Raw genomic sequence first — 18,482 nt, forward strand, 5'->3', positions numbered from 1 at the left:
CTCATTATGAAAAGCCGAATTTTTTATTTCTTCCTTATCGGTTTTTTAAGTTTGATGGTTTCCTGTGGTACTTCAAAATCAAAAAAGCACACGCCAGATCTTACTGGTTTAAATAATACAAAACCAACTGTCACCAAATTATCTGATAGTATTTTTATTTCTGGAAAAAACTCCCTTTTAAAAAACAAACAAGGTCTTTGGGAATTATATGTAGAAGGCGATCCGCTCGAAATCGGACTTTCGACTGGTGCTCTGACAGATTCACTTTTACACAAACAGCAACGCATTTTTTTCTCCAAAATAACCGATTTAATTCCGTCAAAATTCCAGCAGAAAATGCTTCGTCAGTTTTTAAAATGGTACAATCGAAAATTGTATCTGAATGTTCCTGACGAATATCAAACGGAGATTTACGGTGTTTCTCAATATACTTCGAACGACTTTGATAATATCGCACCGCAATATCAGCGCGGTTTGTACTTACATGCTGCACATGATATTGGACACGCTTTACAGGATTTGGCTTTAGTGGGCTGTTCTTCTTTTGCGGCTTGGAACGAAAAATCGGAAGATGGAAATTTAATTCTGGCCCGTAATTTTGATTTTTATGTCAATGACGCTTTTGCGGAAAATAAAATTGCGACCTTCATTAAACCAAAAGAAGGATATCCGTTTATGATGGTAACTTGGCCAGGAATGATCGGCGCTGTTTCTGGAATGAATTACGAAGGATTGACTGTAACGATAAATGCATCAAAATCTAAAATTCCACTTAGCGCTAAAACTCCGATTTCTATTTTAACTCGCGAAATTTTACAGCATGCCAAAAATCTAGATGAAGCTATTGTTATTGCAAAAAAAAGAAAAGTCTTTGTTTCTGAATCAATTATGGTTGGAAGCGCCAATGATAACAAAGCTATTTTAATTGAAGTTTCTCCAGATAAAATGGATGTTTATGATGTTCCAAACAGCGATCAACTAATTTGTTCCAATCATTTTCAAGGAGAAGCTTTCAAAGAAGATAAACGAAATCTGGAACAAATTGCCAACAGTCATTCTGAATATCGTTACGAAAGAATGCAGGAATTACTGTCTGAAAACCCAAAAGTAAATCCTGAGATTGCATCAGAAATTCTTCGAGATAAAGAAGGCTTAAAAAATATTTCTTTAGGATATGGAAATGAAAAAGCACTCAATCAATTGTTGGCGCATCACGGAATTATCTTTAAACCAAAAGAAAAATTAGTCTGGGTTTCGGCAAATCCGTTTCAATTGGGCGAATTTGTTTGTTATGATTTGACTTCAATTTTTAGCGAAAATAGAAATGAAACAAAATCGTTTCAGAAAGAAAATCTGAATATAGCAAAAGATCCTTTCTTGGAAACAGTTGCTTTTCAGAATTTTAAAAAGTTCAAAATTGAAGATCATAAAATAGATTCTATTTTAGAAAAAAAGAAACTGTATCTCTAGAGTTTCTTCAGAATTATCAAGCGTTAAACCCTAATTATTGGGTTGTATATTATAAGACAGGATTGTACTTTTACCAAAAAAAGGAATTTCTACAAGCAAAGCTGAATTTTGAAAAAGCTTTGAGTCACGAGATCACTACAGTTCCTGATAAAGAAAAAATTGAAAAATATTTAAAAAAAGTCAAAAGAAAATTACAATGATTCCAGCAATAGAAAAAGATTCTTTAGAAGAAATTAAAATTTTTCAAGAAAAAAAATTAGCCGAACTTTTAGCATACATCAGCGAAAATTCCCCTTTTTACAAAAGACTTTTTGCAGGACAAAATATTGATATTTCCAAAGTTAAAACACTGGAAGATTTACAGCATTTACCTGTTACTACTAAAGAGGATTTACAACAATATAATGATGATTTTTTGTGCGTTCCGCAAGCATAAAATTATAGATTACGCTTCGACCTCAGGAACTTTAGGAGATCCCGTTACTTTTGGTTTAACCGATTCTGACTTAGATCGTTTGGCTTATAATGAAGCAATTTCATTTGCCTGCGCCGGAATTGCAGAAGGAGATGTTGTTCAATTGATGACGACAATTGACCGAAAATTTATGGCTGGTTTGGCTTATTTTTTAGGTCTTAGAAAATTGAAAGTGGGCGTAATTCGAGTTGGTGCAGGAATTCCAGAAATGCAGTGGGATTCTATTTTAAAATACAATCCGAGTTATTTGATTACGGTTCCTTCTTTCCTTTTGAAATTAATTGAATATGCTGAAATACACGGAATTGACTATAATAATTCGAGTATAAAAGGCGCCATCTGTATTGGTGAATCTTTGAGAGAACAGGATTTTTCAATGAATATTTTATCCAAAAAAATCACTGATAAATGGAATATTAAGTTGTTTTCGACTTATGCTTCTACCGAAATGAGCACTGCTTTTACAGAATGTGAACACGGAAAAGGCGGACACCATCATCCAGAATTGATCATTGTAGAAGTTTTAGACGAAAATAATCAGCCTGTAAAGAATGGAGAAACAGGCGAATTGACTTTTACTACTTTAGGAATTGAAGCTATGCCTTTATTACGTTTTAAAACGGGCGACATGGTTCAGTTTCATGATGAGCCTTGTGCTTGCGGAAGAAATACTTTACGTGTTGGTCCAGTTGTTGGACGCAAAAAACAAATGATTAAATATAAAGGGACAACGCTTTATCCGCCAGCGATGAACGATGTTTTGAGCAGTTTTGATAATATCGAAAATCACCTTATCGAAATCTCTACCAACGATTTGGGAACAGATGAAATCTTGATTAAAATTGCTGTGAAAAACCAAACTCCAGAATTTTTGCAAGAAATAAAAGATCACTTTAGAGCAAAATTGAGAGTGACTCCAAAAATAGAATTTGCTTCAAAAGAAGTTTTGAATCCGTTGGTTTTTAATCCAATGAGCCGAAAACCAATTCGTTTTTTTGATTACCGTTAAAGGTACAAAGTTACAAAGGCTCAGATTTACAAAGGTTTAACATCTGAATATAAAACCTTTGCAACTTTGTCACTTTGAACCTTTGAACCTCAATTTGGTACAAATTGAACTAAATGTTGTAATTTTGCAAAAAATTACGAAGATGGTCAAGATTGGCAACATAGAATTACCCGAATTTCCTTTATTACTCGCACCGATGGAAGATGTTAGTGATCCGCCGTTTCGCAGATTATGCAAAACGCATGGAGCTGACATGATGTATTCTGAATTTATTTCATCGGAAGGATTAATTCGTGACGCTATAAAAAGCCGCATGAAGCTGGATATTTTTGATTACGAACGTCCGGTTGGAATTCAGATTTTTGGTGGTGATGAAGAAGCGATGGAAATGTCATCTAAAATTGTTTCTACTGTAAAACCAGATTTAGTAGATATCAATTTTGGATGTCCAGTAAAAAAAGTAGTTTGTCGTGGTGCAGGTGCAGGAGTTTTAAAAGATGTTGATTTAATGGTTCGTTTAACGAAAGCGGTTATCAAAGGAACTGATTTGCCTGTTACAGTAAAAACACGTTTAGGATGGGATGATAGCTCAATTAATATTGATGAAGTTGCAGAAAGACTTCAAGATATTGGTGTTCAAGCTTTAACTATTCACGCTAGAACTCGTGCGCAAATGTACAAAGGTCATTCTGACTGGTCACATATTGCACGCGTGAAAAACAACCCAAGAATTACAATGCCTATTTTCGGAAATGGCGATATTGACAGTCCGGAAAAAGCATTAAAATATAAAAACGAATACGGAATTGACGGTATCATGATTGGCCGTGCTTGCAATTGGTTATCCGTGGATTTTTAACGAAATCAAACACTATTTCAAGACAGGCGAACACTTACCTGCTCCAACGGTTATTGATCGTGTTGAAGCGGCTAGAAATCATTTAATGTGGTCTATGGAATGGAAAGGCGAGCGTTTGGGAATTGTTGAAATGCGACGTCATTATACCAATTATTTTAAAGGAATCCATTCGTTTAAAGAGTTCAAACAAAAATTAGTTACGACTGATGCTCCTGAAGATTTATTCGCTATCATGAAAGAAATCGAAGAAGTTTACGCAGGATACGAGTTTGTTTAAAAATAAAAAAGAATCTTTGTTAAAGTTTTGAACTTTGACAAAGATCTAAAAACTGAAAAGACCTTCAATACTGAAGGTCTTTTTTATATGTTTTTTACCAATAATTTATTCTAAAGCACTTCTTTTAGCAAGATCAATAGCTGACTTTAGTTCAGAAAAAAATAATTCTGCCTCTTTAGCATTTCGAATTGATTTGGTCAAGTTATCACTATTATTTGATATCGTAGCATCTCTACTATCTGCTATATTATTCTTCGAAGCAGAAGCAATTTCTTGAATTTTATTAATTTTATTTTGAATAGAATCTTTCATAAAACAAATTTAAGCATTATTGATTTAAATTAAACATATAGTATCTATAAAGATCATCTGTTTTCCTTTTAAAATCAAAAGGTTCTGGTTTTGGTTTAAAAAAAGCCAATCCATTACTATCTAACTCTATTGTTCCGTTTCGAAGTAATCTCACATACCAATCTACACCAATAATCACTAGAAAATCTTTCAAGTTTTTATAATTATATCTGAACATTCGATGATATAAATTTGCCCGTAAATCATCTGAGCCATCGATACCAATTGAAGCATGAGGATTATTTTTTAAAAAAGTTATTGAAAACAAAATGATTGTCGAAAACACTTTATTACTATCCTTATGTTTAAGATTTATAGAGTCATTTATTCTTCCACTTATATCAAATGGTCCAAAAGCTAAATTATAAACATTTGGCAGTAAAGATTCTGCAATGTTTGTAAACTTAACCTTCAGCTTAATTATTGTATCATCTTTTAAAACAGATTCAAAAATATATTGGTCAAAATTGTGACTTACAGAAGTCGCCTCAAAAGTATTCTCTAAATTAATTTTAATCATAAAAAATATTAAATTCAATCAAAATATAAATTTCAAATTTAATATAATTTTCTTACAAAATAAAAGGCCTTCAAATTTGAACGCATTTTTTAAACTATACTTGAACTCGTTTCCACTTTCCTCTTTTATAGAAAAATATTCCCGCTAAAGTGATTGCGGTTTCAGCAACAGGAATAGCAATAAAAACTCCTGTTGGTCCCATATTAAAATGCTTTGCTAATATATAAGCAAGCGGAATTTGAAACAACCAAAATCCGAAAAAGTTAATTCCTGTTGGTGTCCAAGTATCTCCTGCTCCATTGAAAGTATTGATTAAAACCATTCCGATTCCGTAGAAAATAAATCCGATGCTCATAATCTGTAAAGCTTCAATTGCAATGGTTTTTACTTGCTCGTCATTCGTGAAAAACGAAATAATATATTGTCCAAAAATCAAAGTAATAATCATAATCGTAGCCATGAAAATTACATTATATCTGGCTGTTGTATAAACTGATTTTTCGGCACGTTCGATTTGTTTTGCTCCTAAATTTTGTCCAACCAAAGTAGTCGCAAGCATTGCTCAATCCCCAAGCTGGAAGTATGAAAAACATCATAATTCTTAAAGCGGTTTGATAACCTGCAGAACCGTGATCGCCTCCAGTTGTCGCGACTAATTGTGCTAAGAAAATCCAACTGCAAGATGCTATTACAAATTGCAGAATTCCTGGTGCTCGCAATTTTTACTAAAGCTCGTATCTGTTTAAAATCGGGTGCGAAATAAGGTATTTTGATTTTTAAAATTCCATTTCCAAAAAATAAATGATAAACCTGATACAAAACTCCAATACTTCTTCCGATAGTAGTTGCTAAAGCTGCGCCAACTAGTCCGAAAGCAGGAATTGGTCCGAAACCATTAATTAGAACTGGACATAAAATAATATTACAAATATTTGCAATCCAAAGGCTTTTCATTGCAATGGCGGCATTTCCAGCTCCGCGGAAAATTCCGTTAATTAGAAATAAAAGCATGATACACAAGCTAGAACCAATCATAATCTGAGTAAAACGGAAACCATGTTCGGCCGATTCTACAGAAGAACCCATTAAAATTAAAATATCTTTTGCGTATATAATTCCCAAAATGCTCATTATACTATTAATTGCAAATGCAATGATAATGGCTTGCATTCCCGCTTTAGTCATGCAACAACAGGATCTTTTTCGCCAATACGTCGTGCAACTACTGCAGTTGCGGCCATACTCATTCCGATAGCGAGCGAATAAATTACAGTTAACACAGATTCGGTTAATCCAACGGTCTGTATGGCAAAACTGCTATGTTCTAAATGTCCTACGAAATATAAATCAACTAGAGCAAAAACCGATTCCATCATCATTTCCAAAACCATCGGAATGGCCAATAGAATTACGGCTTTTTTTATACTTCCAGAAGTATAATCAAAAGATTCGTCGCCTTTTAAGGCTTGTTTTAAAGTGGTAAAAATTTTGGAAATAAAACTTTCCTTTATAGATGTTTCTGTCATGATATTTTAGGATAAATGATAAAATTGGTTCAGATGTATAAATCTGAACTAAAAAAGTAAAAACGTAAGTATCCTAATTATTCTAAAAATAAAATAGGATTAGGCAGAAACAATCATATGCTGTAGTTTTTAAGGCGGTAAATATACTTAATATTTCTTAAGTAGTTATTAGTCAAGTAGTTTTTTACTCACTCGACTGCTTGCAATTAGTGAAGCAACAAAACCTAGAGAAATAATCGTTGTCATTACAATTAGAACATTTTCTACTGTAAAGACAACTGGGTAAGCCAAAGTTGGTGTAATCATAATAAGATCAAACTTCTGCTCTGCAATATTACGAGGATTATCCCTAAAGCAAGTCCTATTAAACCTCCAAAAACACTTAATAAGGTTCCTTGAAGCAAAAATATTTTTCGAAGCCCATTGATGTCTGTTCCTAAATTGAAAAGGGTTTTAAGATTTCCTTTCTTTTCTAAAATCATCATAATTAAGGCTCCAATCAAATTAAAAAGCGCCACAATGATAACTAATGTAAAAATAAGATAAACGGCAATGTTTTCGGTATTTAACATTCTATACAAAGACTCATTCAGTTGTGCTCTATTTTTTAAAGTAACTTTATTTTTAAAAATAGAATTAAGCTGTTTTTTTATTGCGTCTTCATCTGCGTTTTCTTTTAATTTAAATTCAATTCCAGAAATCTGATTGGGTTTGTACATTAACAATTCCTGTACTAAACTTAAATCTGCGAATACATATTTTGAATCTAAGTCTTCACTGATAGAATAAATTCCAACAGGTAAAACATCTGTTTTTGTGAAAGCTTCTTCGGGGTTCTCGATTGCTCCTTTTCCTGGTTTTGGTGCAAAAATCTGAAGCGGATTTTCAAAATCAAGAATTCCCATTGAGAAATTTTGAGCTAATCCATAACCAATTACAACTTGAAAACTATCTGGTTTAAGCCATTGGCCATTAAAGAGTTTTTTCTTGATATCATTAACAACGGGGTAAATGCTGTCAACTCCTTTTAAGTAAGTAACTTGCTGTTTGTCTTTAAATAGAAACAAAACACGTTCTTCTATTATTTTAGTGTAAGAAGCAACACCATTGATTTTCTTAATCTGATTTTCCTGATCTGGTGCAAATAAAAAAGATTTTCCGTAGGTACTTGTTAATTTTAAATCCGGATCAATTTCGTTTGTAAACGAAAGACTAAAAACCTTTAATCCGCTAAAAACAGATAAAACCACAAACAAAGCCATTGTACCAACAATGATTCCCATGCTGGCAATGCGGTTGATAATATTTATAGCATTGTTTTTACTGTCGCTAAAAATATAACGTTTGGCTATGTATAAAGGGAAATTCAAATTACGACTTTCTTCTTTTTTCTAAAAGATCACGATTTTCAATTGGGTTTTCTTTTCCAGCAAGTGCATTGTCGATTTTCTCTATATAATCTAAAGAGTCATCAATAAAGAATACTAAATTCGGAACGCGACGTAATTGCAAACGAACACGTTGCGACAAATCATGTTTGATTAAAGTTGTATTGGTTTTGATTGCTTCTAAAGTTTCTTTGGCTTTTTCTTGCGGAAAAATGCTTAGATAAACTGTTGCCACAGACAAATCTGTAGTTACACTCACTTTGGATACAGAAATTACCAAGTTTGTAATTCCGTTTTTTCTCACTTCACCTTGCAAAATGTCAACCAGATCTTTCTGAATAACACCGCCTATTTTTTTCTGTCTATTTGTTTCCATACTGCAAAAATACTACTTTTTAAATTCAATACTCACAATTTGCACTCAACTAAAAGAATGAATTTAGTATTGTTTTCGCATAAAACTAAATTTAAATAAAATTCCTTATTCTCTTTTATCATTTTCTTATAAAAAATCTAACTTGAGTTCATGTCTCAAAACTGATATATATCATTATTTTCCTCAGAAATAATTTACATATTTGATATAAATCTAACACTATCAAATTATGAAAAAGAGAGAACCACTAAGTCATATAATGACTAAAAGCGTTATTACAGTAAATCAAAATGACGATTTAAAAAAGGTTGTTGAAAAACTAAAGGCCAACTCAATTCGTCATATTCCAGTTGTAAACGGTAAAGAAGTTGTCGGAATCATTAGTCGTACGGATATTAATCGTTTAACTTTTGGAGCATTATTTGATGGACAAGATGGAGCTGATGAAGCTATTTTAGAAATGCTTACTATTTCGCAGGTTATGACTTCTAAACCCAAAACTGTTTCATCTGATACTATAATAAGAGATTTAGCCGAAATTTTTGTGAAAGAAGAATTTCATGCTCTTCCAGTTGTAGACAATGGAGAATTGAAAGGAATTGTTACTACAACAGATGTTTTGAAATATTTCTTAGAACAATACGATTAAAAATTCAACCTAATAAATTTTACTAAAAGGCGGCAGAAGTTATTTTTTGTCGCCTTTTATTTTGCAATTTTTCATTTTTCTCCTAAAAACAAATTGTTGGTTATTTTGTAATTTAACAACCATATAATCAAAAAAACATATCTATTTTTAAATATTAAATAATTTTATTATTGATAAAATATTAACTTTTTTTGATAAAAATAAAACCAATACTAGATAAGTTAAAAACCACTAAATCAGTCATTCAAAAGAAAAAATAGCTTTAAAAATTTTAAAATAAAAGTTATTTCATTCATAATTAACAGGATAGAGCAGGATACAAAGAGTTTCGGTTATAAATAAGTTTAAACAACTTTACTAACCGAAAACTTTTACTTATGAAAAACAAAATTAGACATTTGATAATTTTGGTCTTTTCCATTTTTGTGCACTTGACCAGTTTTGCACAAACCAAAATGGTTACAGGAATAATAACTGATTCAGGCGGAATTCCCATTCCCGGAGCGAATATTGTCGTAAAGGGATCGCAAACGAATACCACCTCTGACTTTGATGGAAAATATTCAATAAGCGCCAATACCGGAAGCGTCTTAATTTTTAGTTCTACTGGTTCTAAAACAATTGAAAAAACAGTCGAACAATCTTCTATCATCAACATTACTCTAACTGACGAAGTTTCTGAACTTAAGGAGGTCGTTGTTGTGGGTTACGGAACGATGAAAAAAAGCGATTTAACCGGTTCGATTGCACAAATTAAGGGTGATGTTCTAAATACCGTTACAAGTTCAAATCCGTTAGAGGCTGTTCAAGGAAGAGCAGCTGGTGTAGCAGTTCTTAACAATGATTCTTCTCCAGGTTCTTCTCCGAAAATAAGAATTCGCGGAAACGGATCTGTGAGTGCTGGTAATGATCCTTTAATTGTTGTTGATGGTTTTCCGTTGGTAAACAGCAATTTAAATGACATTAGTTCTAACGACATCGAATCTATGGAAATTCTTAAAGATGCTTCTTCGGTCGCTATTTACGGATCAAGAGGTGCAAATGGTGTTATCCTTATTACAACAAAAAGAGGAAAACAAGGACAAAACAATTTAGAAATTGTTGGTACACAAGGAATCTCCACTCCTACTCGACTGCCTAAAACTTTAAATAGAGATAGTTTTATCAGTTTTATAAACAACGCCTATACGTATTCTACAGGAAAGCCGGTTTATTCTGCTACAAATCCTGCTCCAAACATCAATACAGATTGGCAAGACGAAATAATTCAGAATATGGCGCTTATGCAAAACTATTCTTTGTCTTTTAGTGGTGGAAAAGAAAATACAACTTACCTTCTTTCTGGAAACATCTTTTCGCAAGATGGAATTGTAGAAGCTTCTGGTTTTAAAAAATTGACTGTCAGAACTAATTTAAATCATGAATACAAACCTTGGCTTACCGTTGGAACACATTTACAGGTTGGCCGCTCCCAGAGAGATATTCGAGATAATCCAACTGGAGATATCTTTCGATACGGATGGCCAACCATACCTGTAAAAAATCCAGATGGAAGCTGGTATTATGCTACAGAAGATCCTGCCGTAAGTTCTTATTTTGAAGGAACTTGGAATCCTGTTTCGGAGGCATCAGAAATGACAAACGAAATTTCTACAGATCGTATTCTTGGAGATGTGTATGCGCATTTTAAACTTGCAAAAAATTTAACCTTTAAAACCAATTATGGTGTCGATATTTCTAATGAAAAACAATATGAATACTACACTTCTAAATCTACAGCTGGAATTGGGTCTGGAAGCACAGGAACTGGTGGACAATATTATAGAAGACAAAGTTCTCAACTTACTGATAATATTTTAAGCTATTCTAACATCTGGAAAGATAAACACAGTCTTACTGCAACAGCAGTTTATTCATGGCAAGAATATGTTTATGAAGATTTGGGCGTTAAAGGATCTGGTTTTCAAAATGATGCCACAGGAGCAAATGATATTACGTACGCCGACAGAGGAAGTATAACCAATTCTTCTAACAAATATTCGAGCAAATTAATTTCCTGGACGGCAAGGACTTCATATGCTTATAATGAAAAATATCTTATAACATTAACAGGACGTTATGATGGATCATCTCGTTTTGGAATCAACAATAAATGGGGATTTTTCCCTTCTTTGGGATTGGGCTGGAATGTTGATAAAGAAAACTTTCTTAAAAACAGTAATGTCATTTCTGCTTTAAAACTTAGAGCGAGTTATGGTGTTACCGGTAATCAGGAAATTGGAAATTATCAATCTCTTTCTAAACTTGTTAAAGCAAATTATGTTTACGAAAATAATCCAATTTTAGGATTTGTAGAGACAATTGGAAATCCAGATCTAAAATGGGAGCGTAACATTCAATACAATGCCGGTATCGATTTAAGTTTATGGAAAAGATTTGATTTGAATTTAGATTTTTATCAGAGACAAACTTCAGATCTTTTATACAACGTTCCTATCCCTACAACTTCTGGTTATTCTAGTATGCTTCAGAATATTGGCGAAGTCAAAAACGTTGGTATCGAAGTCACTGCAAGAGTAAAAGTAATAGATTCTGATTTTAAATGGGAGATAGGCGGTAATATTTCTAAAAACAAAAATGAAATTGTGAGCCTTTATGGAGATGTAAGTCGCATAAATGTTGGAAGTTCTTCTGCAGGAATTGCCAAATATCTAATTGTAGGACAGCCTGTAAATAGTGTTTGGGCAAGAGAATCTGCTGGTATTATTAAAACTCAGGAACAATTAACAGCTTATCAGCAAATACGTCCTACTGCGCAACTTGGAGAAGAAATGTATGTGGACAAAAACAACGATAAAATCATCAACAATGATGATTATGTAAATATCGGAACTACTTCGCCCGATTTCTTTTACGGGATATCAACTAATCTAAGTTATAAAAACCTGACATTAGATATTTACGGGCAAGGTGCAACAGGTCTGGCTTCTGATGAGGATAATAACTATATGATTTATGGAGAAAATCAAATTCAGAACAGAAATTACATTCCTACTCAGTATGCTTATGACAGAATGTGGAGCCCAGAAAACCCTTCTGGAAATTTCCCTAGAGCTGGTGCAAAAGATGTATATCTATCAAATAGAACAAATGGTGACTGGAATTATTTTGTAGTTAAAAATATAAAACTAGCCTACAATTTATCTAAAGTAATCAAAAACGCTGATTGGGTAAAACAATTAAACGTGTATGTGAATGCGCAGAACTTTATCAATATTGCAAATCACAGAGGATATAATCCTGAAAGCGGAAACGTAACATCTCCATACGTAAAAACAATGCTTATTGGATTTACTGCTAAATTTTAATTCTAAAAATCAATACTCATGAAAATTCTAAAATATATCTTTTCAGGTTGTGCAATACTATTTTTTTCACAGTGCACTGATTTAGCAGAAGAACCGTATACTTTCCTGTCTCCAAGCAATTATTATAAAAATGCTGATGAATTGAATACTGCATTGGTTGGTGTTTATGATGGCTATCAAAATGGATTTAATGGTTATTACAAGTATATCATGTACTTGGAAGTCTTAACTGAATTTGGTTCTCCCGCATACGCTAAAGATGATGCACAACTCTGGAATGTTTGGTCAGACATGAACAATGCTGATAAAATGGTAATTACAAATTGGGACGATGCCTACAACATTATCAATAGAGCAAATTTAGTTATTGGCAGAGGTGCAGATGTTGAAATGGACGAAACTCTAAAAAAGCGATATTTTGCAGAGGCTCGTTTTATAAGAGCCGCAACATACTACAATCTAGTACGCATGTACGGAGGTGTTCCGATTCCTGAAACTTTTACAGAAGGATTAAAAAACCTTGCAATTCCACGAAAAACAACAGAGGAAACTTATGCCTACATTATTTCCGATCTAGAATATGCCGAAGAAAATTTGCCTCTAAAATCTAATTATCCAAGCGATAATATTTGGAGAGCTTCAAAAGGAGCTGCACAAGCTTTGCTTGGAGATTTATATCTTACTCGAGGCAGTATGACTGGAGACAGAACTTTTTTTCAAAAGTCTAAAGATTACACTGCAAAAGTTATTCAATCGGGTCAATATGATTTGCAACCCGACTTTAAAGATCTATGGTTTTGGTGGAACATCAACAATAAAAATGGAATTGAATCTGTGTTTGAATTACAGTTTGGAGGTGTCGAAAATGAATACAACAACAACCACGTAATGTTTGGTGTAAACATAACCGAAACAACATTGGGTTGCTATATGTATCATCGATTTGGTCCTTCAATACAGCATTATCTTTCATATGGTGATAATGATGCTAGAAAAGAAGGCAGTTTTTTAACGAAAGCAAATGTTACTGAAAAAGGAAATCCAAGTCATATTTTACAAACCATCGAATTTGTTCCAGCCGACAAAGGTTTCTTTCCTGGGTCTAAAGGATGGAAAACAGCTTCGCCAGGAAATCTGAAATTTTATGACCGAACCGAAAGTTCGGCCACACTAAAAAAACCTCAAGCAAATTCTTATGCTATTCGTTATGCCGATGTATTGCTAGATTATGCTGAAGCAGAAAATGAAATTAACGGTCCTGCTGCAGCTTATGCATACGTAAATAGAGTGCGAAATAGAGCTAAGCTTCCAGATCTAACTCCAGGTTTAAGTAAAGAACAATTTGCTGATGCCATTTACAAAGAAAGAGGATGGGAATTTGTAGGAGAAGGGTTGTTATTTTTTGACGAATTAAGAACCAATCGAATTGGAAAAAACGTTGCCGATCATGTTAAATATGGAAATGATAACGGAATTAATATGTACGTAAACAATCCTTTGCAATTTGTTCCTTCCAAAAATTTCTTATTCAAAATTCCACGATATGATTTAGATTCTAATCCTGCTCTAGTTCAAAATCCTGATAATGTAAGTAATTAAAAACAAAAAATCCTTTCCATCTTTAGCGATAGAAAGGATTTTTTTAGGTTTAAATCTAGAATAAGATTATCTGCTTTGCGACCATCCTTCTGGATTATTATTTGATGTATTTTGTAGAATCAAGAATTTGATGATTGTTTTTCCTGTATCACCACTTGTTCTAACTTTTCCAATATTTTGTTTAATAGTCACTTTATCTCCCTGACTAACAGAAACTGAACTTAAATTTTGATATACCGTGAAAAAGTCTCCGTGCTGAATTACAACTGCTTTATTCACTGGCGATAAAACGATAACCTTAGAAACTTCTCCCGCAAATACTGCTCTCGCGTTTGCACCGTCTTCTGTTGTAATCTCAACTCCAGAATTATGAACTGTAATTGAAGGGTGCAATGGGTGTGGCTGATCTCCATAGCCAAGAGAAATAAATCCTTTCTCTACAGGCCAAGGCAATCTTCCTCTGTTTGCTTTAAAATCTGTCTGCCAGAACTTTATCCTCAGGAGTCATGACAATTTTAGAAGAAGAGACTGGTGCCGTTTTTGTTTCAGTCGAACCTGGATTTGCTTTTGCTCTTTCTGCACTGCTTTTCTGTTTGCTTCCGCAATAGCTTCACGAATTAAACGGTCAATTTGTTTATCAATACGCTTAGATTCATTTTGTTTTGATCGAATATCAGCGACAATTTTATTTTTATCTTTTTTAAGCGCATTAACTAATTTTTGCTGTTCTTTTTTCTCTACTTCAAGCGTAATTTTTTCTTTTGATTCTCGGCTATAATCTTCTTTTTTACCTGTCTTTGCCCATCAAGTTTTGCGTTAAAATCAACTAACTGAGCTGTTTTTGACTGAATTTCAAGACCTTGATTTTTTCTAAAAGTAGTATATTGTTTTAAATATTGTGCCCTTTTGTAAGCTTGCAAGAAACTTTCAGATGATAAAATAAACATCGCACGGCTTTGTTCAGATCGGCTTTTGTATGATTTTAAAATCATTTCTGCATAATCTTCTTTTAGAACTTTTAGTTCTTTTTTAAGTTTATTTACTTGAACCTGATTAATATACATGTCATTACTAATCAGTTTTTCTTGTTTTGCTGTAGTATTAATTAATTTCTCTTTTAGCTTAATTTTGTTCGCCTGAATTAAATATTCATTCACAGCAGATTTCTCTTGTTTTCGAACAGACTGAAGCATCTTTTCGTTATCTCTGATTTCCTGCTGAATTTGAGCTTTACGCTGCTCCAGTTTTTCTTGCTGAGAATCTTGCGCCCATACAAATGTAGTGGCACAAACTAAAACTAGACTTAGGAGAAATTTTGGCATGTTTATCTTTTTATTTTTGCAAATTTACTTAATTGTAACTTTTTTATAACCGCTTGGTACGCTATACGGAAAAGAAAGTTCTTCATTAAATGAAATATTGTTGTAATTCAAGTTAATGCTTGTCTTGCCTTTTGGCTGAACTGCATTGATTTCTATACTTGTAGGCAATGTTCCCTGATCAAAATTTTTAGCTTCTGAATAGGCAATTTGCAATGTTCTGTTTTCTGATGGCTGAGAAATCTCTTCTTTCTGAATTAAATATTTTTCCCCATCTAAGAAAAAGGTTTTCTTTATGTTGGCATCTTTATCTTCATCTAATCTGAATAGATTTTCTACAATAGTTTGCGTATATTTTCCTTTTCTTAAATCATCAAAAGCTTCTCCAATCAATAGATTTTGAACTTTGGTATAATCTAAATCTGTTCCAAGCCATTTGCTCAAACTTGTAAAATCTCCTTCATAATAAGTACTATTAATTTTTTCATAATAACTTACTGCCGAAGGTGTTATCAAAGCTTTTGCCATTGTAATTCCTAAGAAACGAACGCTTATTAGAATCTGTTTGTCTTTTTCAATTCTGATTTCTGCCGTAACATTTTGGCTTTGTTTTTCATCAGCATATCTTGCGCTCGCTTTTATGTACAAAGTCGAAAAATCTAACTTGTTGTCGTAATGTTTTTCGATTACTTTTTTGTCTTCTTTTGGTGCAATTGTCTGGCTTGTATTTCCTTGCACTGCTACTGCTTTCGTTTTACAAGAAATTACAGCAATAGATAATGCTAGTATTGATATATATTTTTTCATTTGAATTCTCTTTTATTTTTTCTTCTTTAATACTTCATTTGCTTTCAAAAAGTATTCCTCTTTTTTCTTTGCATCTCCCAATCCATTGTATGCCTCTCCTAACTGAATATTAAAATTTGATTCTAATTTTACGTCATCAACCACATAATCAAGACCCATTTCTAAGACGGTTTTTGCATTTTTAAACTGTTTCAACTGATTGCTTCCTAAACCTGCATAGTAATAAAACTGTGGTTGACTTGGATAAACTTCGATCAGCATCATAGCTCTTTTGGTCATTGGTTCATACTGCTTAACTTGAGAATATGCCTCCAATAATAACATATTGGTCTCAAGGTCAGTATCTGAATGACTCTTTAAATCTTTTTCATAATATTTAATGGCATTTTCAAATTGTCCTTTACTATGGTAAAACTTTCCAATTTCTTTGGCAACATCAACATCTTTATCGTTGTCAAAATAAGAAATGGCTTTTTCTAAATCAGCAGAATACTGTGGATTTTTATTTACATAAATCAAAAATTCATTCAAAGTTCTGTGTTTGATTTTTGAATCGATTTTTGAGCTTGCTAAAATCATATTCATCGATTTTATAGCTTTATCTGCTTGATTGGCATCTAAATATCCTTTAAACGAACTCACTTGACCCCATTCAGAATTCGGGAGTTCTTTTGCCAATTGTTTTGCTACTTCTAGCGATTTTTCATTTTCATTATTTTTCGAATACAAAAAAATCAGATTTACATAATTTGATTCTTCTTTCGGATTTTTTTTAATCTGTTCCAAAAGATTGTCAATTTCAGCATTTTGGTATTTTCCTTGAGATAAAATCTGTGTTTTATAAATTTCACGTTCAGCAGATTTTCCGAACTTATCATTCATTTCATTTATCGCGGTCAATGCCTTGTCATACTGATTGGTAATCATATATAACGAAATCAAATCGTCTTTGTATTCTTCGTCAAAAACAATAATTTTTTGAATAATTTCAATTGCCAAAGGATAGTTTTTGGTCTCGTAACTTACATCATAAATCCCAAGCCAAAACCATTTGTTTTTAGGATCAAGTTGTGTTGCTTTTTCAAAAGCATCTTGTGCATTCTGATATTGTTTAAGCGACAAATAGTTTTTTCCTAATTCAAAATAAGCAACTGCATCATTGGGTTTAAGTTTTATACATTTTTCCAATGATACAATGGCTTTATCATAATTTTCAATTCCTTTTTGTTTTAATGATTCATAAAATGAGTCCTGATATTCGTCTGTTGCCATAGCAATATCTTCGGGTTCTGTCTGTGCAAAAACCGAAAATGATGTGCTCAACAAAGCAAAAAATAAAACCGTAAAAACTCTTTTTTTGATCATTTGTAAAAACTACATTTTAAACAAAACGAAACCTTGCTAATTTATTTTATTCTAAAACAGCATAATCTCCAATACTAATACTTGTAAATTTACCATCGTAACTCACATGGTTTCCGATCATTGCATTATCAAGATTAGCATTTTTAATTTGAGAATATGTTTGTATCAAACTGTCTTTAATTGTGCTGTCTGTTACGTGACATCCTTTTCCAAGAGAAACATTTGGACCAATTGTAGTATTCTTCAAAACTACATTTTCGCCAATATAACATGGAGGGATAATCGTTGAATTTTCTAATGTAACACCGTAATCAACCAAATGCTCGCCATCATTATGAAGAAAACCTAACATTCTTGTATTAGTTTCAACTGTAACATCTTTGTTACCGCAATCCATCCATTCGTCAACACTTCCTGTTTTGAAAACTTTTCCGTTTGCCATCATCGCTTTGATACCATCATTAATCTGGTATTCTCCACCATTCTGAATATTATTGTCCAAAACATTTTGAAGTTCGTTTCTTAAAATTCCAACTTCTTTAAAATAATAAATTCCTATAACAGCTAAATCGCTAACAAACTCTTTTGGTTTTTCAACCAATTCTATAATTTCATTATTTTGGTTTAGTTTTACAACACCAAAAGCTTCGGGCTGTTCTACTTGTTTTACCCAGATTACTGCATCTGCTTCTGGATCTAATTCAAAATCTGCTCTAATTAAAGTGTCTGCATAAGCAATTACCGCTGGTCCAGAAAGAGATTCTTTAGCACACATAATAGCATGTCCGGTTCCTAGAGGCTGATCTTGGCGATAGATTGAAGCTTTAGCTCCTAATCCTTTAGCTAAATCTTCTAAACTTGTTACAACATCTTCTCCAAAAAAAGCTTCATCTCCTAAGATAAAAGCAACTTCTTCAATTGGTTCTTTTAATATTTTGGCAATATCTTCAACTAAACGGTGTACGATAGATTTTCCTGCTACTGGGATTAACGGTTTTGGAACTGTTAAAGTATGAGGCCTCAATCTTGATCCGCGGCCTGCCATTGGCACAATTATCTTCATTTTTTATTTGATTTTATGGGAAGATTAAAAAAAATCTTCATTGGGTTTGGTCTTTCTTTTT

9 protein-coding genes and 6 pseudogenes are annotated in these 18,482 nt (G+C 32.8%); 6 read left to right on the forward strand and 9 right to left on the reverse strand.

The genetic code is table 11. The annotated features are described in order from the left end of the window. Positions 1–6 precede the first annotated feature (6 nt). From P5P87_RS16440 to dusB, 3 pseudogenes are all read left to right on the forward strand, one after another. Positions 7–1,670 (forward strand): annotated as a pseudogene (locus tag P5P87_RS16440) (C45 family autoproteolytic acyltransferase/hydolase). Further along, positions 1,667–2,954: pseudogene (gene flxY / locus P5P87_RS16445) on the forward strand (flexirubin biosynthesis putative acyl-CoA ligase FlxY). The pseudogenes P5P87_RS16440 and flxY overlap by 4 nt, the downstream one beginning before the upstream one ends. Before the next feature lie 142 nt (positions 2,955–3,096). Next, positions 3,097–4,090, forward strand: a pseudogene (gene dusB, locus P5P87_RS16450) (tRNA dihydrouridine synthase DusB). 105 nt (positions 4,091–4,195) lie between these two features. Here the strand turns inward: dusB and P5P87_RS16455 are convergent. The 5 genes and pseudogenes from P5P87_RS16455 to rbfA form a co-directional block, all read right to left on the reverse strand. Then, the gene (locus tag P5P87_RS16455) at positions 4,196–4,402 is read right to left on the reverse strand and encodes a hypothetical protein (RefSeq protein WP_278019971.1); all 207 of its coding nucleotides are present in this window, start codon (positions 4,400–4,402) and stop codon (positions 4,196–4,198) included. 16 nt (positions 4,403–4,418) lie between these two features. Then, positions 4,419–4,961 carry a DUF6934 family protein gene (locus P5P87_RS16460; protein ID WP_278019972.1) on the reverse strand — a complete coding sequence of 181 codons (543 nt, stop codon included), beginning with the start codon at positions 4,959–4,961 and terminating at the stop codon, positions 4,419–4,421. A gap of 94 nt (positions 4,962–5,055) precedes the next feature. Beyond that, positions 5,056–6,487, reverse strand: a pseudogene (locus P5P87_RS16465) (MATE family efflux transporter). Between the two features lie 168 nt (positions 6,488–6,655). After that, a pseudogene (locus P5P87_RS16470) lies at positions 6,656–7,857 on the reverse strand (ABC transporter permease). A 1-nt stretch (position 7,858) separates the two neighbouring features. Then, a complete protein-coding gene (gene rbfA, locus P5P87_RS16475; RefSeq protein ID WP_095930618.1) occupies positions 7,859–8,251 on the reverse strand; it encodes a 30S ribosome-binding factor RbfA in 393 nt (130 codons plus the stop codon). A gap of 229 nt (positions 8,252–8,480) precedes the next feature. On the opposite strand from rbfA, the gene P5P87_RS16480 reads away from it, so the two are divergent. The 3 genes from P5P87_RS16480 to P5P87_RS16490 all read left to right on the forward strand — a co-directional run bounded on the left by P5P87_RS16480 (position 8,481) and on the right by P5P87_RS16490 (position 13,867). Then, positions 8,481–8,900, forward strand: a complete 420-nt coding sequence (locus P5P87_RS16480) for a CBS domain-containing protein (protein WP_198855020.1) — start codon at positions 8,481–8,483, stop codon at positions 8,898–8,900. Positions 8,901–9,277: 377 nt separating this feature from the next. Then, positions 9,278–12,268 (forward strand): SusC/RagA family TonB-linked outer membrane protein, encoded by a 2,991-nt coding sequence (locus P5P87_RS16485; RefSeq protein WP_278019973.1) that lies wholly within the window; start codon positions 9,278–9,280, stop codon positions 12,266–12,268. 18 nt (positions 12,269–12,286) lie between these two features. Then, entirely contained in the window at positions 12,287–13,867 is a 1,581-nt protein-coding gene (locus P5P87_RS16490) for a RagB/SusD family nutrient uptake outer membrane protein (protein ID WP_278019974.1), read from the forward strand. A gap of 66 nt (positions 13,868–13,933) precedes the next feature. Here P5P87_RS16490 and P5P87_RS16495 read toward each other — a convergent pair. The 4 genes and pseudogenes from P5P87_RS16495 to P5P87_RS16510 all read right to left on the reverse strand — a co-directional run bounded on the left by P5P87_RS16495 (position 13,934) and on the right by P5P87_RS16510 (position 18,421). Beyond that, positions 13,934–15,189, reverse strand: a pseudogene (locus P5P87_RS16495) (murein hydrolase activator EnvC family protein). A gap of 24 nt (positions 15,190–15,213) precedes the next feature. Then, positions 15,214–15,993: a lipoprotein insertase outer membrane protein LolB1 gene (lolB1, locus tag P5P87_RS16500; protein ID WP_198855024.1), complete on the reverse strand. Its 780-nt coding sequence runs from the start codon at positions 15,991–15,993 to the stop codon at positions 15,214–15,216. 12 nt (positions 15,994–16,005) lie between these two features. After that, on the reverse strand, positions 16,006–17,358 hold the full coding sequence (locus tag P5P87_RS16505) for a tetratricopeptide repeat protein (protein WP_198855025.1): 1,353 nt from the start codon (positions 17,356–17,358) through the stop codon (positions 16,006–16,008). 46 nt (positions 17,359–17,404) lie between these two features. After that, positions 17,405–18,421 carry a sugar phosphate nucleotidyltransferase gene (locus P5P87_RS16510; protein ID WP_198855026.1) on the reverse strand — a complete coding sequence of 339 codons (1,017 nt, stop codon included), beginning with the start codon at positions 18,419–18,421 and terminating at the stop codon, positions 17,405–17,407. Positions 18,422–18,482 lie beyond the last annotated feature (61 nt).

The sequence above is a fragment of the Flavobacterium ginsengisoli genome (assembly GCF_029625315.1).
In the GTDB taxonomy this organism is placed as follows: domain Bacteria; phylum Bacteroidota; class Bacteroidia; order Flavobacteriales; family Flavobacteriaceae; genus Flavobacterium; species Flavobacterium ginsengisoli.

Excerpts from the sequence above, each read along its gene's own strand:
- P5P87_RS16460 (WP_278019972.1), bottom strand. The coding sequence starts at position 4,961 with ATGATTAAAATTAATTTAGAGAATACTTTTGAGGCGACTTCTGTAAGT.
- P5P87_RS16510 (WP_198855026.1), bottom strand. The coding sequence starts at position 18,421 with ATGAAGATAATTGTGCCAATGGCAGGCCGCGGATCAAGATTGAGGCCT.
- P5P87_RS16480 (WP_198855020.1), top strand. The coding sequence starts at position 8,481 with ATGAAAAAGAGAGAACCACTAAGTCATATAATGACTAAAAGCGTTATT.
- P5P87_RS16505 (WP_198855025.1), bottom strand. The coding sequence starts at position 17,358 with ATGATCAAAAAAAGAGTTTTTACGGTTTTATTTTTTGCTTTGTTGAGC.
- P5P87_RS16485 (WP_278019973.1), top strand. The coding sequence starts at position 9,278 with ATGAAAAACAAAATTAGACATTTGATAATTTTGGTCTTTTCCATTTTT.
- P5P87_RS16490 (WP_278019974.1), top strand. The coding sequence starts at position 12,287 with ATGAAAATTCTAAAATATATCTTTTCAGGTTGTGCAATACTATTTTTT.
- lolB1 (WP_198855024.1), bottom strand. The coding sequence starts at position 15,993 with ATGAAAAAATATATATCAATACTAGCATTATCTATTGCTGTAATTTCT.
- P5P87_RS16455 (WP_278019971.1), bottom strand. The coding sequence starts at position 4,402 with ATGAAAGATTCTATTCAAAATAAAATTAATAAAATTCAAGAAATTGCT.
- rbfA (WP_095930618.1), bottom strand. The coding sequence starts at position 8,251 with ATGGAAACAAATAGACAGAAAAAAATAGGCGGTGTTATTCAGAAAGAT.